Origin of the sequence: Blastopirellula marina (assembly GCF_002967715.1) — a bacterium.
GTDB lineage: Bacteria > Planctomycetota > Planctomycetia > Pirellulales > Pirellulaceae > Bremerella > Bremerella marina_B.
In genome coordinates this window covers 26,044-40,309 of record NZ_PUIA01000035.1, presented here as the reverse complement: position 1 = coordinate 40,309, position 14,266 = coordinate 26,044, and the positions used below count along the sequence as shown (strand labels likewise).

At 55.7% G+C, this 14,266-nt stretch carries 14 protein-coding genes; 3 read left to right on the top strand and 11 right to left on the bottom strand.

Features of this window, described 5'->3' with window-relative positions; translation table 11 throughout:
• Nucleotides 1-79 precede the first annotated feature (79 nt).
• Together C5Y96_RS10045 and C5Y96_RS10040 are read right to left on the bottom strand one after the other, a co-directional pair.
• Complete coding sequence (locus C5Y96_RS10045; RefSeq protein ID WP_105352697.1) at nucleotides 80-2,305, bottom strand: cellulase family glycosylhydrolase; 2,226 nt, start codon at nucleotides 2,303-2,305, stop codon at nucleotides 80-82.
• Between the two features lie 101 nt (nucleotides 2,306-2,406).
• Nucleotides 2,407-3,381: an NAD(P)/FAD-dependent oxidoreductase gene (locus tag C5Y96_RS10040; RefSeq protein WP_105352694.1), complete on the bottom strand. Its 975-nt coding sequence runs from the start codon at nucleotides 3,379-3,381 to the stop codon at nucleotides 2,407-2,409.
• A 271-nt stretch (nucleotides 3,382-3,652) separates the two neighbouring features.
• Between C5Y96_RS10040 and C5Y96_RS10035 the strand changes: the two genes are divergently transcribed.
• Nucleotides 3,653-4,441: a DUF4261 domain-containing protein gene (locus tag C5Y96_RS10035; RefSeq protein WP_105352692.1), complete on the top strand. Its 789-nt coding sequence runs from the start codon at nucleotides 3,653-3,655 to the stop codon at nucleotides 4,439-4,441.
• Here C5Y96_RS10035 and xerC read toward each other — a convergent pair.
• The 4 genes from xerC to bshB1 all read right to left on the bottom strand — a co-directional run bounded on the left by xerC (nucleotide 4,438) and on the right by bshB1 (nucleotide 7,565).
• Nucleotides 4,438-5,340 (bottom strand): tyrosine recombinase XerC, encoded by a 903-nt coding sequence (gene xerC, locus C5Y96_RS10030; protein WP_105353344.1) that lies wholly within the window; start codon nucleotides 5,338-5,340, stop codon nucleotides 4,438-4,440. The genes C5Y96_RS10035 and xerC overlap by 4 nt on opposite strands.
• A gap of 53 nt (nucleotides 5,341-5,393) precedes the next feature.
• A complete protein-coding gene (locus C5Y96_RS10025; protein ID WP_105352690.1) occupies nucleotides 5,394-5,699 on the bottom strand; it encodes a hypothetical protein in 306 nt (101 codons plus the stop codon).
• 49 nt (nucleotides 5,700-5,748) lie between these two features.
• Nucleotides 5,749-6,669 (bottom strand): hypothetical protein, encoded by a 921-nt coding sequence (locus tag C5Y96_RS10020; protein WP_233198902.1) that lies wholly within the window; start codon nucleotides 6,667-6,669, stop codon nucleotides 5,749-5,751.
• 191 nt (nucleotides 6,670-6,860) lie between these two features.
• A complete protein-coding gene (bshB1, locus tag C5Y96_RS10015; protein ID WP_315850644.1) occupies nucleotides 6,861-7,565 on the bottom strand; it encodes a bacillithiol biosynthesis deacetylase BshB1 in 705 nt (234 codons plus the stop codon).
• A gap of 81 nt (nucleotides 7,566-7,646) precedes the next feature.
• Here bshB1 and C5Y96_RS10010 point away from each other — a divergent pair, with 81 nt between their 5' ends.
• Nucleotides 7,647-7,913 carry a hypothetical protein gene (locus C5Y96_RS10010; protein WP_146115600.1) on the top strand — a complete coding sequence of 89 codons (267 nt, stop codon included), beginning with the start codon at nucleotides 7,647-7,649 and terminating at the stop codon, nucleotides 7,911-7,913.
• A 24-nt stretch (nucleotides 7,914-7,937) separates the two neighbouring features.
• On the opposite strand, the gene C5Y96_RS10005 is transcribed toward C5Y96_RS10010, so the two are convergent.
• From C5Y96_RS10005 to rpmI, 5 genes are all read right to left on the bottom strand, one after another.
• Nucleotides 7,938-9,458 carry a carboxypeptidase M32 gene (locus tag C5Y96_RS10005; protein WP_105352681.1) on the bottom strand — a complete coding sequence of 507 codons (1,521 nt, stop codon included), beginning with the start codon at nucleotides 9,456-9,458 and terminating at the stop codon, nucleotides 7,938-7,940.
• Nucleotides 9,459-9,516: 58 nt separating this feature from the next.
• On the bottom strand, nucleotides 9,517-11,532 hold the full coding sequence (gene pheT, locus C5Y96_RS10000) for a phenylalanine--tRNA ligase subunit beta (RefSeq protein ID WP_105352678.1): 2,016 nt from the start codon (nucleotides 11,530-11,532) through the stop codon (nucleotides 9,517-9,519).
• Nucleotides 11,533-11,607: 75 nt separating this feature from the next.
• Nucleotides 11,608-12,621: a phenylalanine--tRNA ligase subunit alpha gene (pheS, locus tag C5Y96_RS09995; RefSeq protein WP_409994416.1), complete on the bottom strand. Its 1,014-nt coding sequence runs from the start codon at nucleotides 12,619-12,621 to the stop codon at nucleotides 11,608-11,610.
• A gap of 125 nt (nucleotides 12,622-12,746) precedes the next feature.
• Complete coding sequence (gene rplT / locus C5Y96_RS09990; protein WP_105352677.1) at nucleotides 12,747-13,103, bottom strand: 50S ribosomal protein L20; 357 nt, start codon at nucleotides 13,101-13,103, stop codon at nucleotides 12,747-12,749.
• Nucleotides 13,104-13,235: 132 nt separating this feature from the next.
• Nucleotides 13,236-13,442, bottom strand: a complete 207-nt coding sequence (gene rpmI / locus C5Y96_RS09985; protein ID WP_105353331.1) for a 50S ribosomal protein L35 — start codon at nucleotides 13,440-13,442, stop codon at nucleotides 13,236-13,238.
• A gap of 289 nt (nucleotides 13,443-13,731) precedes the next feature.
• On the opposite strand from rpmI, the gene C5Y96_RS09980 reads away from it, so the two are divergent.
• Nucleotides 13,732-14,262 carry a hypothetical protein gene (locus tag C5Y96_RS09980; protein ID WP_105352674.1) on the top strand — a complete coding sequence of 177 codons (531 nt, stop codon included), beginning with the start codon at nucleotides 13,732-13,734 and terminating at the stop codon, nucleotides 14,260-14,262.
• Nucleotides 14,263-14,266 lie beyond the last annotated feature (4 nt).

Here is a 14,266-nt window from a genome sequence, read left to right as displayed (position 1 = left end):
CTATACTTTCCCTGGTAAGGCATCAACTTAACCAGGAAGAGCAAGCAAGGGAAAGGGGATTCAGCCAGGATGAAAACTGCTAGCGAGTTCTTTTCAGTTCAAACTTCTTGCCACCCAACGCGTCTTTGGCGAACTGCCCCCAAAACGGTGTGGGGGTGTACTTCCAATCCGAAATCATGATCGGAGAAGCTTTCGGGTGGAAACACCAGCCAGTCCAATGGATATGATGTTTCTGAATGAAGCCCAGCATGTCGGGAACCCAGGTATAAGGATCTTCCTGAGCCTCAGCCGGAATGAAGTCCATCTTTTTGATGTCGGCCCCCACTTCTCCGAGGAAGATCGGATACTTCGCGGCGGCCGGGAGGACGCGTTTCTCCCAGTCGGTGTGCCAGTGATAGGTGTGCCACGAGTACATGATGCCGTTGCCGGTCGGGTCGTCTAAGGCATATCCTTCGGCAATTCCAGTCAGGTCGTTGCACCACGCCAGGCCGCCAGCGATCACAATATTTTTGGCACCGGTCGAACGAACGGCATCGACGAGTGCCTGCATGCCGATCGACTCGAATCCTTGGTTCTTCGTCTTGTCTTCTTCATCCAGGAACGCCGACTCATCGGTTCCGCTTTTGGTGCCCACAAAGCCGCCATTTCGCCACACTTCCCAGGTAATGCCGTGGGGTTCATTCAACAGGTCAAACAGCACGACTGGATGATTCTTGTAAACGGTCGCACAGTCTTTCCAGAAGTCGGCGTATTCCTGCTTTGGCGCGCGATAGCGATGTAGATCGAGAACCACGTAGGCACCTCGGTTGGCCGCCAGGTTGACAATTCGGTCGATCGTTTCGCGGTACTCTTTCCCGCCATCGTTCTGGTAAGGGCTTTGGCCGTACCAGAATTCATCTTTGATCGGGACGCGAACACAATTCGCTTTCCACTCGTCAATGGCAACGACGGTCGATTTGATTTGCTGCTTGTCTTGTGGAAGCGTTTCCAGGCCGCCAGCATTGACCCCTTGCAGCCACACATCGTTGCCGTCGGTATCTTGAACGCGATTGCCGACCACTTTCAGCATCTTGGGCCAGTTGGCCGGGTTCGGTTCTTCGCGGGGTACTTCCCGCATCTTGGCTTCTTCCTCACGAAGTTTCGCCGCGGCTAACAAGGGCTCTGGGCTGGCTGGCTTCAGGGTCAGGTCGTCGATGTCCAGCGTGCCGGACGTTACCTCGAACAAGCTAGGCATCAAGATTACGGTCAACGCATCTTCAGGGACGAGGAACGCTTTGCTCTTTTCAACCCAGCCATCGGTGTTCTTTTGCGTGTAAGCAGGAGAAGGCTTCCCGGCAAGCTTCTTGCCGTCGGTCCCCTGGAACTCGATCATGATGCGAGCATCGTGCCAGGGCATCTTGCCGGTTTTCAGTTCCGAGATGCGCTGCTTCCAGGTCAGTTCGAGTGCGGTGGTACCAGCAGGGATATCGAACGTGCGATAAAGCATTGCCAGCTTCCCAGGCTGCGAACTGTGGATGCGCAGAAACGTGTTCTCCCCCTCGGTCTGCCAGGAAAGATCGCCAGACATCTTCCCCCAGGCCGTGGGAAGCCCCTTGGTTTGTTCGGTGAAGCTGCCGTTGGGAATGAGCGATCCCCACTGTTCAAGCGTTGCCTGAGCTTTCTCGCGTCGCTTGGCCGCGTCGGTCTGTTGCTTGGCGAGACGCTCTTGAGCCTTTCGTTCCATCTCTTCTCGAAGCGGGGCCGGGTCGATCGGCTTGAGCGAGATGTCATCGAGATCGAATGTGCCTGATTCGACTTGAAAGAGGGCCGGCATGAACTTCAGCCAGTAGGCTCCTTCAGGAACAAGGAATTCCACTTCACGCTCAACCCAGCCAGCGGTGTCCTTGCCGGTCGCGGCGGCACTGGGGGTTGGCGATACCTTTTGATGCTGATCGTCGATGAACTCGAGCATGATCCGCGCATCGAACCACGAGTTCTTCCCTTTCTTCAGGTCGCTCACACGCTGCTTCCAGGTCAGTTTCAAAGCACTCACATCGGTCGGCAGCTTGATTTCCTGGTACAGCATCACCATCTCGCCAGGCTGTGGGCTCTTCAGCCGCAGAAAGCGATTGCCGTCCTCCGTTTCCCAACTGCCACCAACCTTGACACCACTCCACTCTGCTGGCCAGGTCGCCTCGGCGTTAGGGATCTCGAAGCTTCCATTGGGGGCGATTTCCACAGAATCGTCCGCGAGGGCCGAAAGCGAAAGGATGGGAATGATGGTCAGTGCAAAGAGAATGTTGCCAAGAATTCGCATAGCGAACATGGTGCCTCGGAAGTTTCTGCTGGGGGTGTTCCGGAAAAGATTGGTACTGTTCCTACCCAAGTATGGCTCAGCAGAGGGAAAAAGTTTCAATGAGTTTGAGGTTAACTAGCGATTTTCTCCGCCAAACTCAGCCCACTGAGGATCGCGCCCTCGACTCGCGCCCCTGAGCACCAGTCACCAGCTATCCCCAGTTGAGATCGCGGATCCCATAGATGCCCTTGTTCAAGCGGCTGGGCAGGGGCACTAAATCGCCAGCGGTGACTGGTCGCGTGTTGAATGTTGCCAAGCTTCTGCCCGATGGCGGTCGAAAAGGCGGCAAGCAACTTGGGGGTAACCTCTTCCGGCGTCTCTTCCAGATGCTCTTTCGCCCAGTTCGGGGCCGTATGAAGCACCCAACATTCCTGGTCTGGATTTCGTCCCGGCTTGCTGTTGTTGCGGCAGATCCAACGCAGTGGGTTTTCGTGGACGAAAGCGGCATCGTACGAAACAGGAACGGGCTTCTCGAAATGAATCATCGTGGCCCAACAGGGATCAAACTGCTGGTTGGCAAGTATCGATGCAAATGGTACGTCGTCGCCCACGATAGTCAGTGTCTGCCGCGGCGGAGCGGTACTGACCAGAATATCGAATGGTCCATGCTCGGCTCCATCGGGTGTGGTCAATGTCCAGCCCCTGGAAGTACGACTTGTTTTCTCGATTGGTGTGTTCGTTTCAACATGAAGAAATCGGGCCAGGTGCTTGCCCAGCGAATTCATGCCTGGCATCGAGACGTAACGTGGTGTCGGTTCGCGTTGAACCTTCAGGTTGGGCCGCAAGATGCAAACATTACCTCGCCACATTGCGACAATTCCATCGTCGATCCACTCTTCGAGCAGGGGGGTAACCAGGTTGCTGCGAATGGTGAAATATTGAGCACCATGGTCAAACGAGGCCTCGTCTTGTCCGCCGCGACGTGTTGCCATTCTGCCTGATACGCCGCGCGACTTGTCAAACAGTGTTACGTCAAATCGAGACGACAGCTTGCGAGCACAGATAAGTCCGGAGATCCCGGCTCCGATAATTGCGACGGTGGGCATGCGAGGTCCTGTTGTTTATGTCAGAAGAGTGATCTTAATTGTTAAGCAAGTGGCGAGAAATCGTTGTGGAATAACGATCGACTTATTCGCAGCGAGGAAACACAATCTGCTTTGTCAAGATGTCCGCAAGGGGAATGTGGCAGTGAAAAACTATTTGAAGAGACACGTTCGGAATTTCATTGGTTTACGAGATCGAAAGGTTTAAAATTCGGATGTAGCGTATCACTTAGTGAGTTCACGATTCGCGGTCTTGTCCGAGAGGAAAAAAGTCGTGGGAGTCTCGCTTTCGATGATCGCCTTGAATCGCGGTTCCAAGGTTTCTTGGAAGGCATTCGAGGAAGATCTCGCTTCGTCATGGCCGACGTTGCCATCTCCAACGGATGTGAAAAAGGAAGAGAACACCCTCTCCTTCGACCTGGGCCACCAAAGTATCGCCATGGGGATGATGCCTGGTCCCATCCCGGAAGATACCTGGGCGGCACCTCAGCGACAGACATGGATCTGGCCCGATGCGGTGGAAAAACTGCAAGATCACAAGACTCACCTTATTGTTACCGCAGTTGGCGACGCCACGCCACTGGAACAATCGCAACTTCTTACGATGGTGACGGCTTCTCTCGTGGCTGCCTGTGGCCAACCCGCTGGCGTCCTATGGGGGGATGCCGGCCTAATGGTCGAGCCGCACGTATTTCGAGATATTGCCCTGGAATCGCTACCAGGTGAATTGCCCCTGTGCATTTGGGTAGCTGTTTTTCTCGGTAAGAACGAAGACGGCACGACGGTCGGTTTCACGCGTGGTCTGCAATCGCTCGACGTAATGGACTTTGTCACCGAAGATGCCACGGACGAGCCAGCCGATTTGTGCGAACGTTTCTATGGCTTAGCCGATTACCTACTGGAGAATGGTCCGGTGATTGAAGACGGCCACACGATCGGGGATGACGCTCAAGAGCGGATTCGTATCTCGTTCGAGCAGTCCCCCTTCGGTCACGAGTCCCCGGTCATGCGACTGAAGTATTCACCCCAGTCAGGGCACTCGCAGTTTGGACTGCATTCCTAATCTTTGGCACGCGGGTGAGCCATTTCGTACACACCCTTCAAGGTCGCCGTGCTGAGGTGGGTATAGATCTGAGTCGTCACCAGGCTCTTGTGCCCCAGCAGTTCCTGCACGCTACGAATGTCGGCTCCGGCATCCAATAGGTGCGTGGCAAAACTGTGCCGTAGCGTATGAGGGCTGGTCCGCAGATCGAGCCCCGCCTCTTTCAAGTATTTTTCGAGCATTCGCCCGACACTTCGTGTGGTGATCCGATTGCCAAACTTGTTGAGAAAGATGGGACGTTCTTTCAGCTTTTCGCTCTTGGGGCTGAGCTGGCGAATATCGATCCATTTCTCCAACGCGTCGAGGGCGAACGAGCCCAGTGGAGCCAATCGTTCCTTGCGACCTTTTCCACGAACGCGCACCAGTCCGTCGTGCAGGTCGAGGTCGTTTTCGTTGATGCCGACCAGTTCGCTCACACGCAGTCCGGCGCTATAGGTCGTTTCGAGCATCGCCCGATCTCGAATACCGGCGGCCGACGACCGGGGTGGAGCGTTCAAGAGCGTGCCGATTTCATCCGTGCTCAGGAAGTGCGGCAGCTTCTGGCTCTTGCGTGGATTGCGGAGCGGTTTGGCGGGGTTCTTTTCCACCAACTGCTGCCGCTGGGCGAACTTAAAGAAGCTACGCATCGAAGCCAAACGCCGGGCCACGGTGCTGCTAGAGTAGCCTGCTTCAGAGACCGCAGAGACGTACCCACGGAGATCGAGCGTGGTGACTTCGCTCGGTTCTGGCTCCAAGGCGAAACTCTCTTCGAGATATTCCGCCAGCGCGTCCAGATCTTCACCATAGCTTTTGATCGTCAGGTCGGATGCGTTACGTTCGACCTGCAGATAGCGGAGGTAGCTATCAATGACAGTGCGCAAGCCCTGGGAGGAGGTATTTGCGACGCGATCAATCACGGTGATAGCTCCGCGTGTTAGCTGAACTCGTCGAAGTCGAGATGGTCGGCATCCAGGCTACCGATATCGATCGGTCCGTTGGCGGGGAATTCGAAACGCGGTTTGACTGCCGCACCGCCTGCAACCGGTTCGTTCTGATCGGCGGCTTGGGCGCGGATCTTCTGGCTTAGCACGGCGGCGTCGTACCAGGTGAAACTCAGTTCCGGGTTACTCGCATAGCGTCCCAGCGTGCGAAGGGCTTCGGCCCTGCGCTGATCGCTGAATAGAAAGACGTAGCGTTCTTCACCCTTGACCAGTGCTAGTACGTTGATCTCTTCCGTCACGTGTGGCAGCCTCCCAGACAATTTCCAAACTCATCCGTGGTAAAGAAGGTTATCGGCTTTCGCCCCATCGGATCGCCAGTTGAGATTCCCCGGCACCGCCACGAAGAGAGAGCATTTCTGTGATATGCGAGTAGCAACAGAAACGAATGAAATCGTTGCTACGATCAAGAAAACCCTGCCAACCCCCATTACGCGCATCGTCCAGAAAAAAGTAATACTGTTCGGCACGTTCTGTGAGGTCTGCGTCATTTTCGCTATAGCTCCGAATCTGCGAGATGATCGGGCCATCTTGCTGTAGCATCGGAGGTGCTTGCGTGCGTGGTGCATCGGGAATAAACCCACTTGGGTCAGGCCAATTCGGTGGAAGGCCTTCCACGGCGATTTGCTCGTTTTTCTCGGGATTTTCAATGCGATCGTCGAGATTCGGCTCGGCCGGTGTTTGCGTGGCGAGCTGTTCACGAGCGAGCGCGAACTCGGCTTCCCAGACATGCGATTCCGGAATGAATTCTTCGCCGGCGGTGCCCCATGGCAAACCATAACCAGGCGGAATCGGATGGAACCCAGGATTGGTCGAGTACCAATTAATCGCGAGAGTCAAACGTTTCGGATAATAGGGCGTGTAGTCAGTCACCGAACCAACGACGACGGCGTCGACGCCCAACATTTTTCCAAGTGCGCGCATTTGTTCGATATCGGTGCCGTTGTTGCCGCTTGCTTGCATGGCCCGCATGACCACACCGACCGGCACGACTTCAAATCCACGTATTGATTGAAGCTCGCCGTAGTAGGCCAGCGTGACTTCGTCCATGTCGAGCGTCGGAGTGTCGCTCTGGTTATTGAACGGAATGATCGCCACACGCGCCAGCTGTGGGAATGGATTGTGATAGATCGGCTTGTCGCGCACCTCTGGGATGGCGGCGCAGCCGCTGCACAGCAGAGTCAAACAGGCGATGGCGAACCAGGTACGCACGAGTATGACAATCGTAGCAATTCAGGTAGCCCCCCTGATTTGCCGCATGCGCATTGGCGAATCAATCGCCGCGCATGGTCCGATGTGTCTCTCATCGACGACGTGGGCCTGTGCTCTTCACGCCAATCGATCCGATTTCGCGAATTGGAGAAACTTTAACGCCGCTAGCGATGCTGGCATGTTTTCTCAAGCTACACCAGCGTGCTCATGCTGCTCATACCGATCGGCTCGCGAGAGGTGAATGGTTCCCCATAGCGGGTACCAATCACTTTGCCCCAGTACGATGCTTCGTCGTGCAGCTTATCCAGAAACGTGGGGTACTCAGATGGTCGCCCTGCGATGAACTGGCTGTGGTAACAGCGGATCGAAGCCAGCTTCTGTTCCCAGTACTCGCTGATATCCAGCACGAACGCCGGCTGCGGGGCCATCTTCAAGTGCACGCAGTAGTAGTTATAGATTCGCTGCGGGTGAAACGGCTCGCCGGGCATATCTGTCTTGCTGAGTTTCGACCAGAAGCGAGCTGCATCCACTAGTTGCGTCGCGGCCAGGTGATCGGGGTGAGCATCTTCCCAATAAGGTGCAAAAAGCCAGTTCGGTCGCAGCTGCCGGATGACCGAAGCCAGCTTCTCGCGGGCTGCTAGCGTTGCTTCAAGGCTACGATTGGGAAGCCCCAGGTTGTCTCGCCAGTCGATCCCCAGAATCTCGGTTGCGGCAGCTGTTTCGGCGGCTCGTTTTTCCAGGCTGCCATAAGGGGTGGGCTCGCCAGAGGTCAGATCGAGGATGCCAATTTTCTTCCCCTCGGCTTTGAATTTGAGGATCGCCCCGGCCATGCCTAGTTCGGCGTCGTCTGGATGGGGGGCGATAACCAGAATGTCGAGCGGAGTGGGTGTTTTCATTTGATCTGGAACCATGACGCGTAATCAGGTATTTACCTCGGCACATATTTTCATTTTTCGGGCCCTGCTGACTTTACAACCATGACCATCCGAATACTCGTTGTCATGCTGACTCTCATCGCTGTCGTTCCCGGCTGCCGTACTTGGGGCTGGGGCGGGAAGGAAACGAAGCAGGATAGCCATCTCGTCGACAACTTCTCCGACACGCAATCGAAGTCGGATGAAGATAAAGAAGACGACTATGTCGACTCCGCTACCTATGCCAAGCAGAATGGCCGAACCCAAGACCCGGGTACAGGGCTCTCTGACCGTTCTCGACAAATCGAGCGGAACCTGGGCTACAACTAGTACGCCGAAGCGAATCGTATTGGTTTAGTGTTCGATGCCGTAGAGTGGGCCAAGTTTCGCACGCAGGTAGCGAATCAGCGGCTTCGAATCGATCGGATCACCGCAAACGCGTTCGACCAACTCGGCACCTGGGTAGCACTCGCCATGTTGATGGACATTCTCACGCAGCCAATCCAATAGCGGCATGAACTCGCCGGCGGCAAACATGCCGTCCAAGTCTCCCAGGTCCTCGCGAGCTTGCTCCAGTAGCTGGGCCGAGTAAATATTGCCCAGGCTGTACGTCGGGAAGTAACCCATCAGGCCGGCGCTCCAGTGGACGTCCTGCAGGCAGCCGTCGGCATCGCTGGTGGGGGTGATGCCAAGCTGCTGGGTATACTTCTCGTTCCAGGCACCTGGCAGATCTTTTACTTGCAGGTCGCCGGATAGCAGTGCCTGTTCCAGCTCGAAGCGGATAATAATGTGCAAGTTGTAAGTCGCTTCGTCCGCTTCCACACGAATCAGCGATGGCGTCACTTCGTTGATCGCAAAGTGGAAGTCCCCCATCGGCACGTCCGACAATGCTTCAGGGAACAGCTTCTTGGCATCACCATAGAAGTGGCTCCAGAACGCATAGCTGCGGCCGACGATGTTTTCCCACAGACGCGACTGCGATTCGTGAATGCCCAGCGAAGCCGCGTTGCCTGGCGGTAACCCAAACCAGTTTTTGGGGAGACCTTGTTCGTACAGCCCATGTCCTGCTTCGTGCAGGGTCGAGAAGAAGGCCGACGGGAAGAAGTTCTCGTCGTACCGCGTGGTAATGCGGATATCGTACGGGCCAATCGTCGTGCAGAACGGATGATGCGTCACATCGAGTCGGCCGGCCGAGAAGTCGAAACCAATTTGCGAGGCGGCCGACTTACCGAGGATTTCCTGCTGAGCGATCGGATAGTGCCGCTTGAGGATCTCCATGTTTGGCGTTCGACCACTCTCTTTGATCTCCGCCACTAGCGGAACGAGTTGATCCTTGAGGGTCTCGAGCACGCCGCGAACCTGGGCGGTCTTTGCTTCGGGTTCGTAGAAGTCGAGCAGCGCGTCGTACTGTTCCCCCTGGTAGCCGATTGCTTCGGCCATCTCGCGGCTCAGGCTGATTAGCTTATCGAGGATCGGTTCGAAGGTACCGAAGTTGTCTTCCGCACGCGCTTTGACCCACGTCTGCTGGCCAATGATACGGGCATGGCTGAACTCTTCGACCAGACGTTTGGGCAACTTCACCTGCTTCAGGTAGTCGCTTTTGATACGGCGGATCGTCGCTTCAGTCGGGCTGTTGGGTTGTTCGCTCAGCGCCGACTCGTGCAATTCTTCCAGCCAGGCCCCAATCTTCGGATCGGTGTTGCGATCATGAATGATACCGGAAAGAAGGGTGATTTGATCGGCACGATAGGCACCGGCACTCTCCGGCAGAAGGACTCGTTCATCCCAGCCCAGCAGCGAATTGATGTTCTCGAGCTTGGCTGTTTCGCGATAGTGGTCGCACAGTTGATCGAAGATTTGCTGATGGTCTGCCATGGTCTTGGCCTCGGCTCGAAAGTAATTCAGTTTGCAATGCAGTTGAACGAAACCAGGCCTAAGCCAATAGCTTCGCGCCCGTTTCTTTGTCGCATGCCGTCAGGATCTTGGCGATAGTTGCGTCCGCCTCTTCGCCAGTCAGTGTGCGATCGTAGGCCTGAAGGGTGACCGTGAAGAGGACACGCTTCTTGCCGGGGCCGTCCTTCTTCGGATCGCGGAAGATCTCTTGGAACGTCACCACTTCCACCAGTTCGCCACCGGCCGAGTAGCTGATGTCTTGCAGTTTCGACCAGCTGATGTTTTCGTCGACCACCAGGTTTAAGTCGCGATTCATCGCGGGGTGGGTGCTGAAGTCTTGATGTTGCGGAATGAGTATGGCCAGTTTCATCAGAGCTCTCAGGTCGAGCTCGGCGACGGTGGCCGATTGCTGCAGGCCGAATGCCTTGCGGGCCTTGTCGCCAACGACACCCAGGTAACCAAGCGTGGTGCCACCGATCGTCAAATGTGCCCCCTGCCCTTCCGCGAAGAGAGGGTCGGTGTAGGGAATGGTGGTGATCCTAATGCTCGGGTTGAGCATGCCCACCAGGCCTTCGATGACTCCCTTCAACTCGAAGAAATCGCGACCACTGGTGATGCCCACCATGTAGCGTTCATCGGGAAGTGCCTTCGGTTTGGGCAGGTAAACCTTGGCGATCTCGTACAAGTCGATGTCGGTGTAGCTGAACTTCTCGTTGTTTCGGCGAGCACCCAATAGGCTGGGAATCAAGCTCACACGCAGGCGGTCTTCCCCTTTAACCATTGGCATGCTGGTTGTCAGCGGTTCGGCCAGCGACCAACCTTGGAAGGCTTTCGACCAGACGTCACTCACGATGCTGCGGGTCAGGGTTTCATCGAAGCCCATTCCCAGCATGCCTGTGCGAACTTTGTTGCGAACCCGGTCTAAATCGCTTTGATGGGAAGCACTGAGGGAAACGCCGGCATGTTCAGGAATCTTGTCGTAACCATGAATTCGCGCGACTTCTTCCACCAGGTCGACTTCACGATCGAGATCGCGCCGCCAACTGGCCGGTATCACGGTGATCTGCTTGTCGTTCTGGTGGGTGACCTCGTTGCCGAGGCGTTCCAGAATGCGACGAACTTCGGTTTCCGAAACGTGAATGCCCAGAATGCGAGGAATCTGCGACAGTCGCAGCGTGACCGACTCGCGAGCACTTGGCTCAGATCCGGCATAGACGCGTCCTTCGCAGACTTCGCCACCGGCCGTTTCGACGATCAACTCGCAGCAGCGGCGGCTGGCCCAATCGATCATCTCGGGATCGACGCCACGTTCAAAGCGATACGAAGAATCGCTCTTCAGCTTGAGCCGGCGCGAGGTCGTGCGTACCGGTAACGCAGCGAACTGGGCGGCTTCGATCAAAAGGTCGGTCGTCATCTCATTGACTTCCGTCTCTTTGCCCCCCATCACGCCGGCGATCGCCACGGCACCACTTTTGTCGGCAATCACGTAATCGTCGGATGTCAGCTGGTATTCGCGATGGTCGATGGCCAGGAACTTCTCTTCGTGCGTCGCCTTGCGAACACGGATGGTGTCTCCGGTGAGCTTGTTCAGGTCGAACGCGTGTAGAGGCTGGCCGATTTCCATCAGCACGTAATTGGTGGCATCGACCACGTTATTGATCGTGGAAATGCCAATCGTACGCAGCCGATTGACCATCCAGGCTGGGCTGTCGCCAACAGTCACGCCGGTGATGCTGCGGGCAATATATCGTGGGCAGAACGCTTCGTCTTCGATCTGCACAATCATCGGACAAGCGGCCCCGCTCGAATTCTTCGAGACGTCCGCGCCAGGAACCTTCAGGTCGAGATCAAACAGCACGCCCACTTCGCGGGCAATGCCTATGTGGCCAAGCCAGTCTGGACGGTTGCTGGTGACTTCCAGATCGAGACATCGATCGTTGTCAACCGTTGCCGACCCGTCGAAGTTCAGGCCTGCCAGGGTCAAACGATCGCAGACTTCCGCTTCGCTGATGTTTAAATCGAGGTACTGCTTCAGCCAATCCCAGGAAACGAGCATGGTCAGAGTTTTTCTTTACGGGGTCGTGTGTTCGAGTTTCGTAGCGATTCAAAGCAAACTTGCTGCCGGCCAGTGTTAGAACTGAGCCAGGAACTTCGTATTGCTGTCGTACAAATAGCGAATGTCGTTGATGCCGTGGCGTCGCATGCACAGACGTTCCACGCCCAAGCCAAACGCGAAACCGGTTACCTCTTCCGGATCGTAACCGACGGCCTTGAGCACGTTCGGATCGACCATGCCGGCTCCGCCGAACTCGAGCCAGGTATCTTGCCAACGCATATCGACTTCCACACTCGGTTCGGTGAATGGGAAGAAGGAGGGACGGAAGCGGATTTCCACGTCGTGTCCCAAGTAGCTCGATGCGAACAGTCGCAGCACGTACTTCAGGTCGGCCATTGTGACGTTGGTGTCGACCAGCAGACCTTCGATCTGATGGAACATCGCGTAGTGGGTCGCATCGATTTCGTCAGGACGATAAACGCGCCCCAGAGAAACGATCCGGATCGGTGGCTTGTTGTTTTCCATCACCCGAATTTGCACGGTCGACGTCTGGCTACGCAGAAGTTGATTGCCGCCGCCGGTGCCGGTGGAAGCAACGTTCAAATAGAAGTTGTCTAGCGGATCGCGAGCCGGGTGCTCGAGCGGGATATTCAAGGCTTCGAAATTGTGCCAGTCATCTTCGATCTCGGGGCCTTCGACGGCCGAGAAGCCGAGCCGGCCCATGATGTCCTTCAGTTCATCAATCGTCTGGGTGATTGGGTGGATGTGACCCAGACGCGGACGCTTACCAGGCAAGGTCACGTCCAGTGCCTCGACTTTCCCCTTCTTGCCGCTGCCGCCGGTAATGGCGTCGGCGGCCGATTGGAAAAGTTCTTCCAGGCGGTTCTTCACTTCATTGAAGCGTTTACCGGCGACCGGTTTGTCTTCCTTCGAGACCTGCCCCAGCCCCTTTTGGACTTCCTTGAGCTTGCCACTCTTGGCACCCAGGTATTCGACACGGGTTTCTTCCAGAATCTCTTTGTCGACCTGCTTGATGGCGTCTTCAAAACGATGCGATGCCGCTTCGACCAGGTCGTCTAGCTGTTTGATGAAATCGTTGAGTGACATGATGCCTGTAAGTTTGGTGCGTTCATGAAACAAGCCGCCGAGTCATCCTCGGCGGCTTGTATTATTGCATCTGAGTTGGTTGCTGCCCATCCAAGGAGGGCAAACACTTAGGCAGCCAGGGCAGCCTTGACTTGTTCGGTCACGGCGTCGAATGCACCTGGATCGTGGATCGCCATTTCGGACAATACCTTGCGGTCCAAGTTGATACCGGCTTTCTTCAGGCCGTTGATGAATTCGCTGTAACGCAGGCCACGTTCGCGAGCGGCGGCGTTGAGACGGATAATCCACAGCTTGCGGAATTCACGCTTACGGACCTTACGGTCACGGTAGGCATATACGCCAGCACGGACCAGGGTTTCCTTGACGGTACGCAGCAGATTGCCACGACCACCACGATTACCACGGGCCTTCTTAAAAAGGCGCTTCTTGGACTTATGGCGTGCCTTGCCGTAAGTAGTTCTCATCGTATTACCTGACTTTCGTCCACTGGGCCCCCACTCGTTATAAATGGGTGTTTGTTGCCCGCGTACTGAAAAATGACACTCGATGCATGCTCACACGGCGTGAAACAGCTCGAAGTGCCGACAAAGTTGTGTCTAGTAGCTGTACTTGCCCAAAGCTTCGCGCAGAGCTACCGATTCGGCTTCGGCCAAAACGGTTGTGCCGCGGAGGTTTCGCTTCCGCTTGTGGCTCATGCGGTTGGCCAAGTGGCTCGTACCACACTGACGGTGCTTGATCTTGCCCTTCCCGGTGATGCGGAAGCGCTTTTTGGTACCCTTGTGGGTCTTCATCTTAGGCATGATGCCAATCCCCAATGAATATCTGGGACGTCATGTCCTTTAGAGGACAATCTTCTGATACATGGAAACCCAATATTCTAGAGACTTCCCTCCATATGCGGTAGGGGGACGCTAAGGATTTTGAAAAACCTCGCCAGCGACGATCCTATTGACGCAACTTATTGTCGCAATTGGTTTTACCAATACGGTTTTCAGCACGAATCGCTCCACACGAGGTCGAATATCGGACGCCACCTACCTAAAATATGGATTGCCCCCGAATATTCCCCTCGACCTGTGGCCAACAACCTTGATGGACGGTCCCCTGATTACTGCCTGGACGATTCGCCTCGCCCTGATTGGGCTGATGGTGTGTATCGTGTTGCGGATGGTGCGTCCGTGGTGGGCGATAAGCGAGGGTATTCAGCGAGTTATTTGGACTGCCTCGTGCGTGCTGTTCCTGGCACATATCGCCGCTGGCATGCATTATTACCACGACTGGAGCAACGCCGCGGCCTACGCCGATACGGCCCAGCAAACCTACGACAAGCTCAAGGTGCGGTTCGGTGGAGGAATCTACGTCAATCACTGCATGGCCATATTGTGGGTGGCGGATGTGTTGTGGTGGTGGATTGCGCCGCAAGGCTATGCTGGCAGAAGCCCTCGCTACGAGCAGTGGCTGATCGGTTTTTTCCTGTTTATTGCATTCAACGGACTGATCGTGTTCAAAGAAGGTCCTCTGCGAATTGCCGGAGTGATTGGGTTTACCGTTTTGGGGCTCGTCTGGCTGGCCGTTCATTTCCTGCCGACACCTAGACCCCAACTCGCCGAGTCCCCTAAGTAACAGT

Coding starts and splice junctions, on each gene's coding strand:
- C5Y96_RS10045 (WP_105352697.1), bottom strand. CDS start 2,305: ATGTTCGCTATGCGAATTCTTGGCAACATTCTCTTTGCACTGACCATC.
- C5Y96_RS10040 (WP_105352694.1), bottom strand. CDS start 3,381: ATGCCCACCGTCGCAATTATCGGAGCCGGGATCTCCGGACTTATCTGT.
- bshB1 (WP_315850644.1), bottom strand. CDS start 7,565: ATGAAAACACCCACTCCGCTCGACATTCTGGTTATCGCCCCCCATCCA.
- C5Y96_RS10010 (WP_146115600.1), top strand. CDS start 7,647: ATGACCATCCGAATACTCGTTGTCATGCTGACTCTCATCGCTGTCGTT.
- C5Y96_RS10005 (WP_105352681.1), bottom strand. CDS start 9,458: ATGGCAGACCATCAGCAAATCTTCGATCAACTGTGCGACCACTATCGC.
- pheT (WP_105352678.1), bottom strand. CDS start 11,532: ATGCTCGTTTCCTGGGATTGGCTGAAGCAGTACCTCGATTTAAACATC.
- rplT (WP_105352677.1), bottom strand. CDS start 13,103: ATGAGAACTACTTACGGCAAGGCACGCCATAAGTCCAAGAAGCGCCTT.
- C5Y96_RS09980 (WP_105352674.1), top strand. CDS start 13,732: ATGGACGGTCCCCTGATTACTGCCTGGACGATTCGCCTCGCCCTGATT.